The organism is Halomonas sp. AOP30-A1-24 (genome assembly GCF_052378165.1).
Classification (GTDB): Bacteria; Pseudomonadota; Gammaproteobacteria; order Pseudomonadales; family Halomonadaceae; genus Vreelandella; species Vreelandella citrativorans.
Map to the genome: position 1 here is coordinate 1 of NZ_JBQSXL010000020.1, position 18,384 is coordinate 18,384.

At 54.8% G+C, this 18,384-nt stretch carries 14 protein-coding genes; 5 read left to right on the forward strand and 9 right to left on the reverse strand.

The window, feature by feature from the left end; genetic code table 11:
* Window positions 1-73: 73 nt before the first annotated feature.
* Complete coding sequence (pssA, locus tag ACT3TJ_RS12085) at window positions 74-931, reverse strand: CDP-diacylglycerol--serine O-phosphatidyltransferase (protein ID WP_193054705.1); 858 nt, start codon at window positions 929-931, stop codon at window positions 74-76.
* 507 nt (window positions 932-1,438) lie between these two features.
* Between pssA and ilvY the strand changes: the two genes are divergently transcribed.
* Window positions 1,439-2,326, forward strand: a complete 888-nt coding sequence (ilvY, locus tag ACT3TJ_RS12090) for an HTH-type transcriptional activator IlvY (RefSeq protein WP_444622201.1) — start codon at window positions 1,439-1,441, stop codon at window positions 2,324-2,326.
* A gap of 84 nt (window positions 2,327-2,410) precedes the next feature.
* Here the strand turns inward: ilvY and ilvN are convergent, their stop codons facing one another.
* The 5 genes from ilvN to rluD form a co-directional block, all read right to left on the reverse strand.
* Window positions 2,411-2,902 (reverse strand): acetolactate synthase small subunit, encoded by a 492-nt coding sequence (ilvN, locus tag ACT3TJ_RS12095; RefSeq protein ID WP_172118949.1) that lies wholly within the window; start codon window positions 2,900-2,902, stop codon window positions 2,411-2,413.
* Complete coding sequence (locus ACT3TJ_RS12100) at window positions 2,902-4,626, reverse strand: acetolactate synthase 3 large subunit (protein WP_087107276.1); 1,725 nt, start codon at window positions 4,624-4,626, stop codon at window positions 2,902-2,904. Before ACT3TJ_RS12100 ends, ilvN begins: the two co-directional genes overlap by 1 nt.
* Window positions 4,627-5,098: 472 nt before the next feature.
* Window positions 5,099-7,696, reverse strand: a complete 2,598-nt coding sequence (gene clpB / locus ACT3TJ_RS12105; RefSeq protein ID WP_444622202.1) for an ATP-dependent chaperone ClpB — start codon at window positions 7,694-7,696, stop codon at window positions 5,099-5,101.
* Between the two features lie 141 nt (window positions 7,697-7,837).
* Window positions 7,838-8,596: a peptidoglycan editing factor PgeF gene (gene pgeF, locus ACT3TJ_RS12110; RefSeq protein WP_444622203.1), complete on the reverse strand. Its 759-nt coding sequence runs from the start codon at window positions 8,594-8,596 to the stop codon at window positions 7,838-7,840.
* A complete protein-coding gene (gene rluD / locus ACT3TJ_RS12115; RefSeq protein WP_444622204.1) occupies window positions 8,593-9,552 on the reverse strand; it encodes a 23S rRNA pseudouridine(1911/1915/1917) synthase RluD in 960 nt (319 codons plus the stop codon). Before rluD ends, pgeF begins: the two co-directional genes overlap by 4 nt.
* 158 nt (window positions 9,553-9,710) lie before the next feature.
* On the opposite strand from rluD, the gene ACT3TJ_RS12120 reads away from it, so the two are divergent.
* Entirely contained in the window at window positions 9,711-10,511 is an 801-nt protein-coding gene (locus tag ACT3TJ_RS12120) for an outer membrane protein assembly factor BamD (RefSeq protein WP_193054710.1), read from the forward strand.
* A 93-nt stretch (window positions 10,512-10,604) separates the two neighbouring features.
* Here ACT3TJ_RS12120 and ACT3TJ_RS12125 read toward each other — a convergent pair whose 3' ends face one another.
* Complete coding sequence (locus ACT3TJ_RS12125; protein WP_444622205.1) at window positions 10,605-12,239, reverse strand: NAD+ synthase; 1,635 nt, start codon at window positions 12,237-12,239, stop codon at window positions 10,605-10,607.
* A gap of 133 nt (window positions 12,240-12,372) precedes the next feature.
* Here ACT3TJ_RS12125 and ACT3TJ_RS12130 point away from each other — a divergent pair, with 133 nt between their 5' ends.
* Entirely contained in the window at window positions 12,373-12,645 is a 273-nt protein-coding gene (locus ACT3TJ_RS12130) for a PP0621 family protein (protein ID WP_193054712.1), read from the forward strand.
* On the opposite strand, the gene thiO is transcribed toward ACT3TJ_RS12130, so the two are convergent.
* Window positions 12,642-13,742: a glycine oxidase ThiO gene (thiO, locus tag ACT3TJ_RS12135; protein ID WP_444622206.1), complete on the reverse strand. Its 1,101-nt coding sequence runs from the start codon at window positions 13,740-13,742 to the stop codon at window positions 12,642-12,644. The two genes, ACT3TJ_RS12130 and thiO, sit on opposite strands and share 4 nt — an antisense overlap.
* Window positions 13,743-13,843: 101 nt before the next feature.
* Here thiO and ACT3TJ_RS12140 point away from each other — a divergent pair, with 101 nt between their 5' ends.
* Window positions 13,844-14,374, forward strand: a complete 531-nt coding sequence (locus ACT3TJ_RS12140) for a GspH/FimT family pseudopilin (protein WP_444622207.1) — start codon at window positions 13,844-13,846, stop codon at window positions 14,372-14,374.
* Between the two features lie 33 nt (window positions 14,375-14,407).
* On the opposite strand, the gene trxB is transcribed toward ACT3TJ_RS12140, so the two are convergent.
* A complete protein-coding gene (gene trxB, locus ACT3TJ_RS12145) occupies window positions 14,408-15,358 on the reverse strand; it encodes a thioredoxin-disulfide reductase (protein ID WP_444622208.1) in 951 nt (316 codons plus the stop codon).
* 225 nt (window positions 15,359-15,583) lie between these two features.
* Between trxB and acnA the strand changes: the two genes are divergently transcribed.
* Window positions 15,584-18,331 carry an aconitate hydratase AcnA gene (gene acnA, locus ACT3TJ_RS12150; protein WP_444622209.1) on the forward strand — a complete coding sequence of 916 codons (2,748 nt, stop codon included), beginning with the start codon at window positions 15,584-15,586 and terminating at the stop codon, window positions 18,329-18,331.
* The last annotated feature ends 53 nt before the right edge of the window (window positions 18,332-18,384 follow it).

Consider the following 18,384-nt stretch of genomic DNA (forward strand, 5'->3'; position numbering starts at 1 on the left):
GGTACTTTACGGATTCGCTGCCGGTTTGGCAAGGCCTTTTTGAAGATAGTTTCAAAAAGCTCAGTTAAAAAGCTCAGCTTTTGGGTTTTGCCTTGCGCATAAGCGCATACGCCGGGCCTGAGAGCACATAGGCACCAAACAGCAAGAGCAGCATTACGGACGGTTCGACCGAAATCATGACAAACCCCAACACAACGGCCAGCAACACTACAAAGGGTACGGGCTTTCTAAAGTCGAGATCTTTAAAGCTGTAATAGCGGATGTTGCTGACCATCAGAATGCCGGCGGCCGCCACAACGACCAACATCAGCAGCTTGAAGCCAAACGCATCCGCATCAAAGCTGTGGAAGGTCCAAACACACGCAGCCACTAGTGCTGCCGCTGATGGACTAGGAAGGCCGATAAACCACTTCTTATCAACACTTCCGTTTTGGACATTAAAGCGTGCCAAGCGAAGTGCCGCGCAGGCGACATAGAGAAACGCGACCACCCAGCCGGTCTTCCCGATATCCTGCAAAATCCAGGTGAACGCGACAAGCGCAGGCGCCATACCAAAGGAAATCATATCGGCCAGACTATCGTACTCAGCCCCAAATTCGCTTTGCGTATTGGTCATACGCGCAACGCGGCCATCCAGCCCATCCAGCACCATAGCAATGAAAATAGCGACTGCAGCCGACGTAAAATCACCGTTAATACCGGCGACAACGGCAAAGAAGCCTGAAAACAGAGCGGACGTAGTAAACAGGTTGGGCAGTAAATAGATTCCCTTGCGGCGAACTTTCTTGCCATCCTCTACCGCATCTTCGACGATCTCTGTGTCGCGTAGAAAGGCGGCAGCTAAATCCTCATTGTCGACCTTTTGAGCCTGGTCGTGGTTTTCGGGCTGGGGTGTACTGGCCTGCTCTTGATCGCGAGCGTCCTGAATCATAGGTGTCATCCGTTTAATAAAAAGCCACAAATAGTGAACACTTTCATTCTACACGGTGAGCTTTGGTCAGCCAGTCAATTACCGCACGTAGACAAAAATGCATCACGGCTAGCCCCATAAAACAAACGGGGTGCGCCAAAGCGCACCCCGTCACCAAGTTAATAAGCACCTACTGCTTGAAAACACTAGCCCTGGATTTGCCAACCAACTGACCGTGATCCAGAGCATCATGCAGTTTAGGGCTTATCTGGCAATTTCATCTGAAGTGACTGTTGGTCTTAAACCAGGAAAAGGTCACCATTTATATCGTGACAACCACGTAAGCGAGGTTTCAGAAAACCATTATTAAGTCATTACGTTGTTATAGTAGCGTGTCAGCGCTGATGGCCACCGCGCCGTCTAGTGCAGCGCTGGTAAAGCGTCAAGCAACTTTACGACACACGTATCTTTGCGTAAAACGCTGTATTTGCAACAAACTATTTCACATATTGAAATGACGGTACTGGCATGGATTTTCGCTTACTGAAGCACTTTGTCACGCTTTCTGACACGCTCCATTTTGGCCGCGCCAGCGAGTTGAGCCACATAAGCCCCTCGACGCTTAGCCGCTCTATTCAGCAGTTGGAGGAGGAGTTGGCCACTCGGCTGTTCGAGCGTGACAACCGCCATGTCGCACTGACTCCCCAAGGGCTCAGTTTTCAGCACTACGCACGCGAAACGTTAGAACAGTGGGAAATGACCAAGCGTCGCCTGGCCAATGAAGCGACCATGCTGAGCGGTGAGATCAGCATCTACTGCTCAGTAACTGCCAGTTACAGCTTTCTGTATGAGCTATTAAGCGATGTACGAACACGTCATCCCGGCATTGAGTTAAAGCTGCATACCGGTGATCCGGCGGATGCCATGAAAAGAGTAATGGAGGGTGACGATGATATGGCGATTACGCCGCGCCCCCGCATTCCCCCTAATGCGCTGGCGTTTAAGTCATTAACACGTTCACCACTGGTATTTATCGCGCCTAACGAACCGTGTGATTGGCTACCCAGCTTCCCTGAAAGCTCCACGGCAGCACAGTGGCAGCAAGTGCCCATGATTCTTTCTGAAGCAGGCTTATCGCGGGAGTACGCCAACACCTGGTTTAAAGCGATGGGTATCACGCCACGAATTTACGCTCAGGTGGCCGGGCACGAAGCGATTGTTAGTATGGTGGGGCTGGGCTTTGGCGTAGGCGTGGTTCCCAAAATCGTGTTGGATAACAGCCCGCTTGCCAACCGCGTTCGCATGTTAAACGTAAAACCAGAGCTGCCCCACTATGACGTGGGCCTTTGCGTCCTAAATCGGCGTTTAAAAAATCCGCTTATTGAGGCGCTTTGGTCTGCGATTAGCGAACGCTAATCGATTATAAAAAGCACCGCCTCGGCGAGACGGTGCTTTTGGGTCGAGCAATACAGCTTGGCTAAACGTGCAGTGATCACGTACTTAAATCGATAGCACCTTGTCACCACGCGCAATACCAGAAACGCCTGTACGTGCTACTTCAAGAATCCCTACTGGCGCCATGGCCTGCAGAAAAGCGTCCAACTTGGCGGCATCACCGGTAATCTGCACGGTATATAGATTAGGTGTGACATCGACGATCTGCGCCCGAAAAATATCCACGGTACGCTTCACTTCATCGCGGGCAGCCCCCAATGCCTTTACCTTCACCATCATCAGCTCACGCTCGATATGGTTGCCTTCGGTCAAGTCAACCAGCTTCACCACATCAATCAGCTTGTTGAGGTGCTTGGTGATCTGCTCAATGACACGATCATCGCCAACCGTGGTCACCGTCAACCGCGAAAGCGACGCATCTTCCGTAGGCGCTACGTTAAGCGTTTCAATGTTGAAGTTACGCTGGGAAAACAGGCCGACCACACGTGACAGCGCACCCGGTTCGTTTTCCAACAGAATCGAGATGATATGTCGCATCAGGTACGCTCCGTTTTAGACAGCAGCATGTCGCGCATGGAGCCTAACGGCACCTGCATCGGGTAGACGTGCTCGAAAGGATCCACCTTCACGTCAAGGAACACCAGTTCGTGCTTGTCGGCAAATGCACGCTCAAGCGCCGGCTCAAGCTCATCCTGAGTAGTGACGGTAATCGCGGTAAATCCATAAGCCTCAATCAACAGATGGAAATCAGGCAGTGATTCCATATAAGAGTGCGCATGACGTGACTTGTAGTTCAGGTCCTGCCACTGACGCACCATGCCTAGCGAGGCATTGTTCAGATTGAGAATTTTGACCCCTACGCCGTACTGCTTACAGGTGGAGAGTTCCTGCATCATCATCTGGAAGCTGCCTTCCCCGGTGACACACACGACGTCGTCGTCCGGGTAGTTCTGCTTGATCCCCATGGCGGCCGGAAAGCCAAAGCCCATGGTGCCAAGACCGCCTGAGGTAATCAGCCGGTTGGGCTTATCAAACTTGTAGTACTGAGCCGCAAACATCTGGTGCTGACCTACGTCGGTCGTGACAAATGCTTCACCGCGCGTTATCCGGCACAGCGCTTCAACAACTTCCTGCGACTTTAACGCTTCACCTGACTTGGACGGTTCGTAAAGCTTGCCTTTACGCTCGGCACGCCAGCCGTCGATCTTTTCCCACCATTCAGCAAGTGCTTCAGGATGCGCAATGGGATGGCCCTGAACCAGGCTAATCATCTCATTAATAACGCTAGCGGCAGGCCCTACGATAGGCACATCAGCACGCACGGTTTTAGAGATAGAGCTGGGATCAACATCGACGTGAATAATTTTCGCCGTGGGGCAGAACTTCGACGTGTTGTTGGTAACCCGGTCATCAAAGCGTGCGCCAATAGCGATAATCAAATCAGCGTGGTGCATGGCCATGTTGGACTCATACGAGCCGTGCATGCCCAGCCAGCCAAGGCTTTGACGATCGCTTTGCGGATATGCACCAATGCCCATCAGCGTGGTGGTAATCGGGAAACCCAGCTTTTTGACCAGATCGGTTAAGCCTTCACTGGCCTTACCGGTCACCACACCACCACCGGTATAAAACACCGGGCGCTTGGCTTTGAGCATTAGCTCGATGGCTTTTTTAATCTGCCCTGTATGGCCACGTGTCACCGGGTTATACGAGCGCAGCTTGACCTTTTTCGGGTAGATGTACTCATAGCGCTCGGTCGGCGCGGTCATATCCTTGGGAATATCGACCACCACAGGACCGGGGCGCCCGGTAGAAGCCAGATAAAAGGCTTTTTTAAGCACTTCCGGAATTTCAGACGGATGACGAATCGAAAAGCTGTGCTTCACGATAGGCCGGGTGACACCCACGATATCGGTTTCCTGGAAGGCGTCTTCACCAATCAGATGGCTAGCCACTTGGCCGCACAGCACCACCATCGGAATGGAATCCATATAGGCAGTCGCAATACCGGTGACGGCATTGGTTGCACCAGGCCCTGATGTGACCAGCACCACACCTGGCTTACCCGAGGCGCGGGCGTAACCGTCGGCGGCATGCGTGGCCGCTTGTTCGTGACGCACAAGAATGTGCTTCACATCGTCCTGGCGGAACAGCGCATCATAAATATGCAGCGCCGCGCCGCCGGGATAACCATAAATGTACTCAACGCCCTCATCTTTCAAGAAGCGGGCGATCATATCTGCGCCGGAAAGCAGTTCCACTGTATTTCTCCCCTGGAGGTCTCGAGTGCGATCCGCAGGACATCCTGCGGTGTCGAGTGCGGCGGTATGCCGCTGCCGGCCCATGCCGGCACCTGATGCCAAACCCTGGCATACGGCCCGGTTAGGGCCTGCACTCTCTGAGAGGCACTGATCCATGACGACATATATCAGTGGCTCTCTTTCACGGCTGATTGCCGTGTCGGGGCGTTGGCCAGGCTGAGCGGTTAGCTCAAACCCGGAAGTCCTTCGGCGGGTAAAGGCTTACGCCTACCCTTCGCGCGGTGAAAAGGGGTTACCCGTAGGTCCGCGCCCGCAAATCAGGAACAGATAAGATTCCATTAGGCTCTTGGCATGTCAACCATCAATGCCCGATGAATGTGCAAAGGAGCGATTTGAGACAAAAAAAGCCCCGCCGGCAAGGCCGAGCGGGGCATATGGTTATAACCAGTAACGTCTGATTATCAGTGAGCGGTTAGCTATTAAACGCAAGCTTACCGTCCGAGGCACTCACCCGAATGACATCGCCGGGTGAAAACTTGCCTGCCAGCAAGTCTTGCGCCAGCGGATTCTCGATCCGGCTCTGAATAGCACGCTTGAGTGGCCGCGCGCCATAGACAGGGTCAAACCCAACAACCGCTAGTTGCGCCATGGCGTCATCGCTCACCTCAAGGCCTAAATCGTGCTCAGCCAAGCGGGCTCTCAAGCGCTCCAGTTGAATGCCTGCAATTGCCTGAATTTGCTCCTGACCCAAGGCGTGGAAGACGACCACTTCATCAATCCGGTTGATCAACTCAGGGCGGAAGTGATTACCCACCACCTCCATGACCTTGTTTTTCATGTCCTCATAGGCGCTTTCTTTATCAGCGCTGACGTCACCGCCCATGCGCTGAATAATGTCTGAGCCCATGTTGGAGGTCATCACGATCACGGTATTGCGAAAGTCCACCGTGCGGCCCTGGCCATCCGTTAACCGGCCATCTTCCAATACCTGCAGCAGAATATTGAAAACATCCGGGTGGGCCTTTTCCACCTCATCCAGCAACAGCACGGAGTAAGGTTTACGGCGCACCGCCTCGGTTAAATAGCCGCCCTCTTCGTAACCTACATAGCCGGGAGGCGCACCAATCAACCGCGCCACAGAGTGCTTCTCCATGAATTCCGACATATCGATACGCACCATGGCCTCTTCGGTGTCGAACAGGAAGTTGGCCAATGACTTGCAAAGCTCGGTTTTACCCACCCCGGTAGGCCCAAGGAACAGGAACGAACCGTTCGGCCGGTTAGGGTCGGACAACCCCGCACGTGAGCGCCGCACGGCGTTGGCAACAGCTTCAACTGCTTCATCCTGGCCTATGACACGCTCATGCAGAGCATCTTCCATCCGCAGCAATTTATCGCGCTCGCCTTCCAGCATTTTGGACACTGGAATGCCGGTCCAGCGCGATACCACCTCTGCTATTTCCTCTTCCGTCACGTTGGAGCGCAGCAGTTGGTGCTTGGTAATATCGGCTTCACTTTCACCGCTTTCGGCAATTTTCTTTTCCAGCTCAGGGATTTGCCCGTACTGAATTTCCGACATGCGCCCTAAATCGCCCTGCCGTCGTGCCTGTTCCAGGTCAAGGCGTGCCTGCTCCAGCTCTGCCTTGAACTGAGCCGAGCCTTGGATACTGGCTTTTTCTGCCTTCCAGACTTCATCCAGGTCGGCATACTCGCGCTCAAACTCATGAATCTGGTTGTTAAGCGCTTCAAGGCGTTTTTTAGTCGCCTCGTCGGTCTCTTTTTTAAGCGCTTCCCGCTCCATCTTGAGCTGGATTAAACGCCGGTCCAGGCGGTCCATTGCTTCGGGCTTGGAATCAAGCTCCATACGAATCCGCGAAGCCGCTTCATCAATCAGATCTATCGCTTTATCGGGCAACTGCCGATCAGTGATATAGCGAGTGGACAGCTTCGCCGCGGCAATAATTGCCGAGTCGGTAATATCCACGCCGTGGTGCACTTCATAACGCTCTTTCAAGCCGCGCAGAATGGCCACGGTATCTTCTTCCGTCGGCTCATCGACCAACACTTTCTGGAACCGACGCTCAAGTGCCGCGTCCTTTTCAATATATTTACGATACTCATCCAGCGTGGTCGCGCCCACGCAGTGCAGCTCACCCCGTGCAAGCGCAGGTTTGAGCATATTGCCCGCGTCCATCGCGCCTTCCGCCTTACCGGCGCCGACCATGGTGTGCAGCTCATCGATAAACAGAATGACCCGCCCCTCTTCCTGGGCAAGCTCTTTGAGCACCGACTTTAAGCGCTCTTCAAACTCACCACGGAATTTGGCACCTGCTAACAGCGAGCCCATATCCAGCGACAGCACGCGTTTATCTTTTAAGCCTTCCGGCACTTCACCATTAACGATACGCTGCGCCAACCCTTCAACAATCGCCGTTTTACCGACGCCAGGCTCGCCAATCAAAACCGGGTTATTTTTGGTACGGCGCTGCAATACCTGAATGGTGCGGCGGATTTCATCATCACGGCCAATTACCGGGTCAAGCTTGCCATCCAGCGCGCGCTGAGTAAGGTCAAGGGTGTACTTGTTGAGCGATTCCCGCTGATCTTCAGCGTTAGGATCATCAACACTTGCCCCACCGCGCAGGCTATTAATCGCCGCCTCAAGGGACTTCCGGTTAACGCCCGCCTCTTTCATTAACTTGGCAAGCGGGCCATTCATTTCCAGCGCCGCCAGCAGCACGAGTTCGCTGGCAATGAATTGGTCGCCACGCGCTTGTGCTTCACGGTCGGTCAGGTTGAATAATTTAATGAAATCCCGTGATGGCTGCACTTCGCCATCGAACTGGCTTACTTTAGGTAAGTTATCAAGCTGCTGCACTAACCCATCACGCAGACGCGAGCTTGAGCCTCCGGATTTTTCGATCAGGGCTTTAATACCCGTATCCTTGGTATCCAGTAGCGCAAGAAGAAGATGAGAAGGGTCTAACTGGTTATGACCGCGGCCAACGGCCAAGGATTGCGCTTCAGCAATAGCGGCCTGAAGCTTGGCAGTAAACTTATCAAAACGCATAGTGAGCCTCTTGGATTAGCCCTGCGCCCGAACGCACGGCGTTTCGGAAAAAACTGCTGTCCACTTTCCTAATAAATATTAGCTTTGTAAGTTAAATGGTGCTAGTTCCGCCGTTTTCAAGAGGAGATAATGCCAACCTGGTTATTTTTTGACCCAGATCACACTGGCCATGCGTCCCGTCGTACCGCCATCACGCCGATAAGAGTAAAAACGCGATTCGCAGGCCGTACAGAAGTGCCCACCGCTAATATGTTCAACACCGAGCGCTTCCAAGCGAAACCGCGCCAGCCGGTACAAATCGGCCATGTAGTGCCCCATTCGATAGGGACTATGGTCAAACGCTTCCGCCGTTTCTGGGTGTACGGCAACAAAGGCGCCATACACTTCCGGCCCAACTTCAAACTGAGCATTGGAAATAGCCGGGCCTAGCCATACGAGAATATCCTCGGGCTCGCTATTCATGGCGGCCACCGTCGCCTCTAAAACGCCGCCAGCCAGCCCCCGCCAACCGGCGTGCGCAACGGCCACCTGCGTCCCGGCTTGATTACAAAACATCACCGGCAGGCAGTCTGCGGTCAGCACGACACAGGCGTATTCATTGGAGGTGGCGACGGCAGCATCGGCCTCTGGCACGTCGGCCTGGTAGCCCTGCTGAACGCGCGCGCCATGCGTTTGATTTAGCCATAGCAGCGGGCGCTCATCGCCAATCTCTTTTTGCATCAAGCGGCGGCAAAGCGCCACATGCTCAGGGTTATCACCGACGTGAGAGGCGGGGTTGAACGCGGCAAACGCTTCCTGGCTAGGGCCCGTTTCCCGGGTGCTCACAAAGGCCTGCACATTATCAGGCGCAGGCCAATCCGGTATTAGTAGCGTTGGCCGTAAATCGATGGCATCACTCATTGCATGGTCTCACTGTCTTCGCGCAGGTAGTCCAACAACATTAGTAGATCATCGGGCAAATCGGCGTAAAAAGTCAGTGTTTCACCACTCACCGGGTGCACAAAGCTTAGCTCGCGGGCATGCAGCGCCTGGCGCGGGAACTCACGCAGGATCTCCTTAAGCGGTCCGGCAGCACCAGGTGGCAGCTTGGCACGTCCGCTATAGAGCGGGTCGCCAATCAATGGGTAACGGGCATGGGACATATGCACGCGTATCTGATGCGTGCGCCCGGTTTCCAGCTTACAGCGAACGTGCGTATGCGCACGAAAACGCTCCACAACGCGAAAGTGGGTCACGGCAGGTTTACCAGCGGTGGTGACAGCCTGGCGTTTACGGTCTTTAGGATGGCGGCCAATAGGCGCATCAATGGTGCTGCCTGCCACGGGCTTACCGATCACCACCGCGTCATACTGGCGTGATACGCTGCGTGCCTGCAGTTGCTCAACCAGGGCCGTTTGCGCTTGAATGGTTTTAGCCACCATCATCAAGCCAGTGGTATCTTTATCCAAGCGGTGAACAATCCCCGCGCGAGGCACTTCAGCAAGTGCCGGGTGATGATAAAGCAGCGCGTTGAGCAAAGTGCCATCACGATTGCCCGCCGCAGGATGCACCACCATATTGGTGGGTTTGTTGATCACCATCACGGCATCATCTTCATAGACAATGCTCAGCGGTATGTCCTGCGCTTCAAAACGTAGATCTTCTTCAATGGTGGCCTTTAACACTAGCATTTCATCACCGTGCAGCTTCGCTTTCGGCTTGGCCTGGGCGCCATCGATGGTTAGCTCACCCGCGTTGATCCATGCTTTCAGGCGCTCGCGTGAGTAATCGCTGAATAACTCCGCCGCTGCTTGATCCAACCGTGCACCTGCAAGTGTTGCGGGCACGCGCTGCATGGCTTCAACTATCCGGGGCATGACGTTATTTCCTTTGACAACACTCGACAAAACGCCACTAAGCCTGCGTTTTGCGTCGAGGTGATTTATAGTGGGCTTACTGCGACCTATTCTACCATTTCTACTTATGGCCATCGTCGCTTTTCGGTGATTGAGGCTTGTTTGCAACGAGGATGATGATGCGCGTTTTTTCTGCTGCCAACCGCTTTGGTGCCCTTGCTTTAAGTCTTGCCTTATTGGCAGGCTGCGCCAGTAATGACACGACCCCGGAAGAAGAAGATGAGTTTTCCGGAGTGCAAGAGCGTGAGCTCTACGAACTTGCTCGCACCGCGCTGGATAGCAACCGCTACCCCATTGCGATTGAGCGGCTGGAAGCGTTGGATACACGCTATCCTTTCGGCCCCCATGCTGAACAGGCGCAATTAGAGCTGGTGTACGCCTACTATGAAAACGGTGACTGGGAAGAAGCACGCGCCGCCGCCAGTCGGTTTATTCGCCTGCACCCCGACCACCCGCAGGTTGATTATGCCTACTACCTGCGCGGACTTTCTGCCTGGCAGGCGGGTCGTTTCAGCCTTGAGCGCCTTCGTTTAATTGATATTTCCAAGCGCGACATAGGCGCCTCGCGTGATGCGTATAACGACTTCCGTGAACTGATCCAGCGCTACCCGCAAAGTGAATACGCCCCGGATGCGCAGCAGCGCATTATTTATTTGCGCGACTTGCTGGCCCAGCATGAACTGCATGTTGCTGACTATTACCTGCGCCGTGGGGCTTACCTGGCCGCTGTCGAGCGTGGGCGTTGGGTGATCGAAAACTACCCCGAATCCAGTGCCACCCGCGACGCACTGGCCGTTATGATCGAGGGTTATCAGGGTTTGGGCATGAACGATCGCGCTCAAGAAGTCATCATCGTACTGCGTGAAAATGCTCCCGACCACGAGCAACTTCAAGGCGACCGCTTTGTACCCAAGCACTAAAATGAACGCAATGGACTGATGACAGTACGGTTTACCCTCCCAAAAAAACCACGCCTCGGCGTGGTTTTTTAGTTGGCGTTACGCTAATACCTGTTAATCGCCCGGCTGCCAACCGTTAACAATCGGGTAACGGCGATCACGTCCAAAGCCGCGCGATGTAACGCGCACGCCCACCGGGGCCTGGCGACGTTTATACTCACAACGGTCTACCAGCTTGACCACTTGATAGACATCTTCATGGTCATAACCCGCTGCGATGATCGCTTCAGCACTCATATCACCTTCGATATAGCACATGAGGATAGCGTCCAACACATCGTAATCCGGTAGCGAATCGCTATCCTGCTGGTCAGGCGCAAGCTCTGCGCTGGGCGGACGCTCAATGACGCGCTCAGGAATAGCAGGAGACTGCGTATTACGCCAGCGGGCCAGGCGGTATACCCAGGTTTTATAGACATCCTTGATGGCGTTATAGCCACCCACCATGTCGCCATACAGCGTGGCATAGCCCACCGCCATTTCACTTTTGTTGCCGGTGGTCAGTACCATCAGGCCTTTCTTATTGGAAAGTGCCATCAGCAGTACGCCCCGACAGCGCGACTGAAGGTTCTCTTCGGTGGTATCACGTTCAGTGCCCGTAAAGCTTTCCGAAAGCGTCGCCATAAAGGCATCGACCATGGACTCGATAGGCAAAATGTCGTAATGCACGCCAAGCATTTCTGCCTGAAGGGCAGCATCCTGCCGGGAGATATCCGCAGTGTAGTGGTACGGCATCATCACTGCCTGAACGCGCTGCGGGCCTAGTGCGTCTACCGCAATCGCCAAGGACAGCGCCGAGTCGATTCCACCGGAAAGACCCAGCACCACGCCTTCAAAGCCACTTTTATTGACGTAATCACGCAGCCCCGTTACCAGCGCGCAGTACAGGCTCTCTTCTGGCTCAGCATCCGGCTCAATTTCACCTGACTGCGGCTCCCAGGTAGAGGCGCTGGTTTGCAGCAGTTGCACCGGCATTAAGCCTGCCTGCCAATACGGAGCAAGCACTTTTAGCTGGCCCTGTGCATCCACACAGCTGGAACCGCCGTCGAACACCAGCTCATCCTGGCCACCAATGGTATTCACATACACAATCGGGCGGCTTACATCTTGCGCGCGCAGCTCCAGCAAGCGGAGCCGTTCGTCTGGTTTATCCTGATGATAAGGGGAGGCGTTCAGGCTAATCAGCACTTCCGCCCCGGCGGCGGTGGCAGCCCGTGCAGGCGCGCCTTCCCACAGGTCCTCACAAATTAAAAGCCCGAGCTTGGCCCCCTTATGCTCATACACCAACGGCTCTGTGCCTGGGGTAAAGTAGCGCTGCTCATCGAAAACCTGGTAATTGGGTAGCGCTTGCTTGGCGTATTCGGCCTCCCACTGGCCGTTATACAGCACGCCCGCCATGTTATAGCACTTGCCTTCACGGGTCCCCGGATAACCAATAATCACCAACACGTCGCGGGCGACCTTTTCTGCCATTTTGGCCCGCGCTTCGCGCAACCGTGCTTCCATAGAGGGGCGCAGCAATAAATCTTCCGGTGGGTAACCGGACAAAAACAGCTCAGGGAAGATAACAATATCTGCCCCATGCTCAATGCGCGCTTCGCGCACGGCTTCAATAGCGCGCGCCGCATTACCGGGAATATCCCCGACAAGCGGATCGAGTTGGGCCATTACCAGCGTTAAATCTTGCATGGGCGTTAAAATCTCTTGAGAATCCTTGGAACATTATTACCTGCGTCAATGCATTGTCCCGCAAGGACTGCCTGCTGGCAAAGCCCGCATGCGCATTGATCGTTTTCGGCTCCGTTTAGGAGGACTGGCAAGGATGAACCTTTTGATTATTCGCTTGATAATTTTCGCCGTACTGTTTTACGCAGGCCTAAAGCTTTACGGCATGTATCGGCAGCACAAGCTCGACCGCGACGCAAAGCGCAATGCCTTGAACCGCCACGAAGGCGGCCAAATGGTGCGCTGCCGCTGGTGTGAGGTCCATGTACCGGAAAGCGAGGCACTGCGCGACCACGAACAGTGGTTCTGCTGCAGCGCCCATCGCGACCGTTATCTTCAAGAACAACAGGATAAAAACGACGGCGCTTAACCCTTTAACCGTGCTTGCGTCGGCAAGTAGGGCGTAGGGTCAATCAACGGCATCCGATCAAGCAGCTGGTCCACCAGCAAGTGGGTAGAAGCAGGCGCCAGTACGAGCCCATTGCGGTAATGCCCGGCGTTTACGTAGACGTTGGGCTGCTCTGGAAGTGCGCCAATAAACGGGATGCCATCGGGTGAGCCGGGGCGCAGGCCTGCCCAGTGATAAGCAACCGGGCAGTCCGCCAGCGAGGGAACAATACGCTCAGCGCTCTGCTTTAACGAGGCCAGCGCCTCCTCATCGGTAGCTTTATCAAACCCGGTGTCTTCCAGGGTGGAGCCGACAAGCAGCAGACCGTCGCTACGCGGAATTACATAGCGACCATCTTTCAAGACGACCCGCTGCACAAGCCCGGCAGGTGCCTGGTAGGCGATCATCTGGCCTTTCACTGGGCGTACGGGTAACGCCACGTCAAGCGTAGCCAAAAGCCCTGCACTCCAGGCACCACCACACACGACCAACCGCCCCGCCTCCACCACGCCTTGCGAGGTGTTAACACCCACCACCTGGCCACCACGGCGTATCACGCCATGCACCTCGCACTGCTCCTGTAGCGTTACATTGGGCATGGCGAGTAATTTAGCGCGCAGCGCCTGGCCAAGCCGTGGGTTTCGCACACTGCCAAGGGTTGGCATCCACAAGGCATTTTCATGGGCAATGGCAACATCGGGTTCTTTTTGTTGCACGAAATCAGCGTTAATCTGCACCAGCGGTTTGCCTAGCTGACGCGCCCACTGCAGTGCTTTATCGTCATCATCGACATTTAAATAGAGCAACCCCTTTTGACGGTACTCAGGGTCAATGCCGGTTTCTTCCAGCAAACGTAGCGCAAGCGTTGGGTAAACTCCTTCCGACCAGCGAGAAAGTTGCGAAATGGGCGGTGCGTAACGCCACGGATAGAGCGGTGATACAATGCCACCACCCGCCCAGGAGGCCTCTTTGCCACACATGCCGCGCTCAACAAGAGTGACGTGTTGACCGGCATCCGCTAACTGCAACGCGGTCAGCATGCCGATCACACCGCCGCCAATAATTAGAAAATCGCTCACAGGCATTGCCTACTCTGGCTTACTTGATGACCGGCCCAGGCCGGATACGGACAGTGAGCATAGCGAGGAGGCCGAGCAGGTCAAGTCACAGGGAAGACTGCATGACGCACAAGCACAGCGAATATCCAACCTACCTTCAAGGGTTTACGCTCATTGAGCTGCTGATTGTGCTGATTCTGGCAGGCATATTGGCGGCTTGGGGCATACCCGGCCTTCAATCACTGAGTGAGCGTACTGCAGTTACCAGCGAAGTGAACCGATTACAAACCGCACTCACGTTAGCCCGCAGTACCGCCATTACTCAGCACCGCGATATTACCTTGTGCCCCGCGACGGCTGACCGCAGCGCTTGTGCGCGTGACTGGGGGAATGAACTGATGGTGGTTAGCGCCGACAAGACCCGAGGCATCCATAAAGACGAGATAATCCGGGTGTTTCCATCCACCAACGGCGTTAACGTTAGCAAGAACGGTCATGCGCGGATCAAATACACCCCGCTCGGGCATGCCACGGGGTTTAACAGTACGTTCTCCATCTGCCCTGCCAGCACACACAGCAGCACTGAGGGAGCAAGCCTGGTACTCAGTACGCTTGGCCGGGCTCGTATTGCAGAGCCGCCTGCCAGCTGTTAGCGGCAGGCGGCTTTCCCTTCTTGAGCAGCTTAATTAGGCGATACCGTCCAGATAACGCTCGGCATCCAGCGCGGCCATACAGCCACTGCCCGCCGAAGTAATGGCCTGACGATAGATGTGATCCATCACATCGCCACACGCGAACACACCCGGCGCGCTGGTGGCGGTAGCATTTCCTTCAAGCCCTGAATTCACCTTGATATAGCCGCCGTTCATGACCAGTTGGCCTTCAAACATCCCGGTGTTGGGGTGATGCCCGATGGCAATAAAGAGGCCTGGCGCCTGGATTTCTTTTACCGTGCCATCCCGTGTTGATTTCAACCGTACGCCGGTAACGCCAGTGTTGTCGCCCAGTACTTCATCAACTTCCTGGAACCACTCCAGCGCAATAGTGCCTGCTTCGACTTTTTCAAACAGCTTGTCTTGCAGGATCTTTTCCGCGCGAAGGGAGTCGCGGCGATGTACCAGAGTAACTTTCGACGCAATATTAGAGAGATACAGCGCCTCTTCCACGGCCGTATTGCCGCCGCCCACTACAATGACTTCCTGGTTACGGTAGAAGAACCCGTCGCAGGTGGCACATGCTGAAACACCTTGGCCCATAAACTGCTGCTCAGACGGTAGCCCGATATAGCGAGCACTGGCGCCCGTGGCCACAATCAGCGCGTCACAGGTGTAAATACCGCTGTCACCCTTGAGGATGAACGGCTTTTCATCAAGGCTGACTTCATTGATATGATCGAACAGCACCTCGGTATTAAAGCGCTCGGCGTGCGCTTTCATCCGCTCCATCAGCTCAGGGCCTTGTACCCCTTGGGCATCGCCTGGCCAATTATCAACGTCTGTCGTGGTGGTTAACTGGCCACCCGCTTGCATTCCGGTGATCAGCAAAGGCTTTAAGTTAGCCCGTGCTGCATACACGGCCGCTGTATAACCTGCCGGGCCGGACCCAAGAATAATCAAACGTTCATGACGCGTTTCCATGACACCACCTTGTAAATGTCTAGCTGATAAAGTCGCAAAGAGTTTGCCTGAAATGGTGCCAAGTACAAGCTATTGCAAGGTTAAGTATTGACTATTAGGCGAAGACACCTTGAATCAACCTTTATAAACACCCATGTCCTACTACTATGTAAGCCATACTAAAAAGGAAGACTGTGACCGTTTCGCGGCGTGACATACCGTGCAACGCAATGAGAGGAGAAAGGCATGAGCAATACACCCGATACGCTTCAAACGTTGGAAGTAGGTAGCAAGCAGTACCGCTACTACAGCCTTCCCAAGGCGGCCGATGCGCTTGGCAACATTGACCGACTCCCCAAATCGCTCAAAATTTTACTCGAAAACCAACTGCGCTTTGCCGACGATGAAAGCGTTGAAAAAGACGATATGCAAGCCCTTGTCGATTGGCAGAAAGAGGGCAAATCCAGTCGTGAAATCGGCTATCGCCCGGCGCGCGTATTAATGCAGGATTTTACCGGCGTACCCGGCGTGGTCGATTTGGCCTCCATGCGCGCAGCGGTAGAAAAACTGGGTGAAGACCCGGCCCGCATCAATCCTCTTTCTCCGGTTGACCTGGTGATTGACCACTCGGTCATGGTCGACAAGTTTGGTAACGCGACAGCGTTTGAAGAGAACGTCGAAATTGAAATGCAGCGCAACCGTGAGCGTTATGAGTTTCTGCGCTGGGGCCAACAGGCCTTTAATAACTTCAGCGTGGTGCCGCCCGGCACCGGCATTTGCCATCAGGTAAACCTTGAGTACCTGGGCCGAAGCGTGTGGACCAAGGAAGAGGACGGCACCACATTTGCCTACCCGGATACCCTCGTGGGCACCGATTCCCACACCACCATGATCAACGGCCTGGGCGTGCTAGGCTGGGGCGTGGGCGGTATTGAGGCGGAAGCGGCCATGCTCGGCCAGCCAGTCTCCATGCTGATTCCAGAAGTTATCGGCTTCAAACTGACCGGCAAACTGCGAGAAGGCATTACCGCCACCGACCTGGTGCTCACTGTGACGGAGATGCTGCGCAAAAAAGGGGTTGTGGGTAAGTTTGTCGAATTCTACGGCGATGGCCTAAAAGACCTGCCGCTTGCTGACCGCGCCACCATTGCCAATATGGCCCCGGAATACGGCGCTACCTGCGGCTTCTTCCCGGTCGATGACGAAACGCTAAACTATATGCGCTTAACCGGGCGCGAAGATGACCAGATTGCGCTAGTAGAAGCCTATAGCAAAATGCAGGGCTTATGGCGTGAGCCGGGCGATGAGCCGGTGTTCACTGATGCCCTGCACCTTGATATGACCGAAGTGGAAGCCAGTCTCGCTGGCCCTAAACGCCCGCAGGATCGCGTTGCCTTAAAAGACATGGCCGCCGCCTTTAATAAAGTCATGCAGGAGGATGCCAAGGCACAGCCCAACGCGGAAAAAGGCAAGTTCGACTCAGAAGGCGGCCAGACAGCCGTGGGCATTGAGCGCAGCCTTGAGGGGGACTTCAAGCACGCCTCCAGCCAGAAAGTCACCATTGACGACCAGGATTTCAGCCTGGACCCAGGCGCGGTGGTCATTGCTGCCATCACCTCATGCACCAATACGTCCAACCCCAGCGTGATGATGGCTGCAGGCCTGCTGGCGCGCAAAGCGCGTGAAAAAGGCCTAACCACCAAGCCCTGGGTGAAAACCTCGCTGGCGCCTGGCTCCAAGGTCGTCACCGACTACCTGGCCGCGGCCAACTTGAACGAGGATTTGAATGCGCTGGGCTTTAACCTGGTGGGTTATGGCTGCACGACATGCATCGGCAACTCAGGCCCACTGCCTGAAGCGATTGAGAAAGCGGTAAACCAGGGAGATTTAACCGTTGCCTCGGTCCTTTCAGGCAACCGTAACTTTGAAGGCCGTGTTCATCCGCTGGTCAAAACCAACTGGCTTGCCTCTCCCCCCTTGGTCGTCGCTTATGCGCTGGCGGGCAATGTACAGCGTGATTTAACCCAGGAGCCACTCGGCCAGGACAGTGACGGCAACCCGGTTTATCTAAAGGATATCTGGCCCTCTCAAGCCGAAATTGCCGAGGCCGTCGAGAAAGTAAATACCGATATGTTCCGTAAAGAGTACGGTGAGGTATTTAAAGGCGATGAAACCTGGCAGGCAATTGACGTTCCTGAAAGTCAGGTCTACCAATGGCCCGAATCTACTTACATCCAGCACCCACCCTTCTTTGAAGGCATGGGACGCGAACCAGATGCGATCGAGGACGTCAGCAATGCCCGCGTTCTGGCCATGTTGGGCGACTCGGTGACCACTGACCATATTTCCCCCGCAGGCGCGATCAAACCGGATAGCCCCGCAGGCCGCTACCTGCAAGAACATGGCGTTAAGCCGGTCGACTTTAACTCCTACGGCTCGCGCCGGGGGAATCATGAGGTCATGATGCGCGGCACCTTTGCCAACGTACGTATCAAAAACGAGATGCTGGACGGCGTGGTCGGCGGCGAAACGCGCTATGTTCCCAGTGGCGAGCAAATGGCGATTTACGATGCCGCCATGAAATACCAGGAGGCTGGCACACCGCTGGTCGTTATTGCTGGTAAAGAGTATGGCACCGGCTCTTCGCGTGACTGGGCAGCCAAAGGTACACGCTTGCTAGGCGTTCGCGCGGTTCTCGCGGAATCCTTTGAGCGTATTCACCGCTCCAACCTGATCGGCATGGGCGTGGTGCCGCTGCAGTTCCCGGAAGGTGAAACCCGCGAAACGCTGGGATTAACCGGCGATGAAGAGATATCCATTGCGGGACTAAGTGATTTAAGCCCCGGCAAAACGGTGCAGGTAGTGATTAAAACCGGTGAAAAAGAGCATACCGTTGATGCCAAGTGTCGAATTGATACGGTCAATGAGCTGGCTTACTACCGTCATGGTGGTATCCTTCACTACGTGCTGCGCAAAATGATCGGCGCCGCATAAGTAATACCTACCAATGCTTGTATGCCCCCACCTCGGTGGGGGTTTTTTATGAG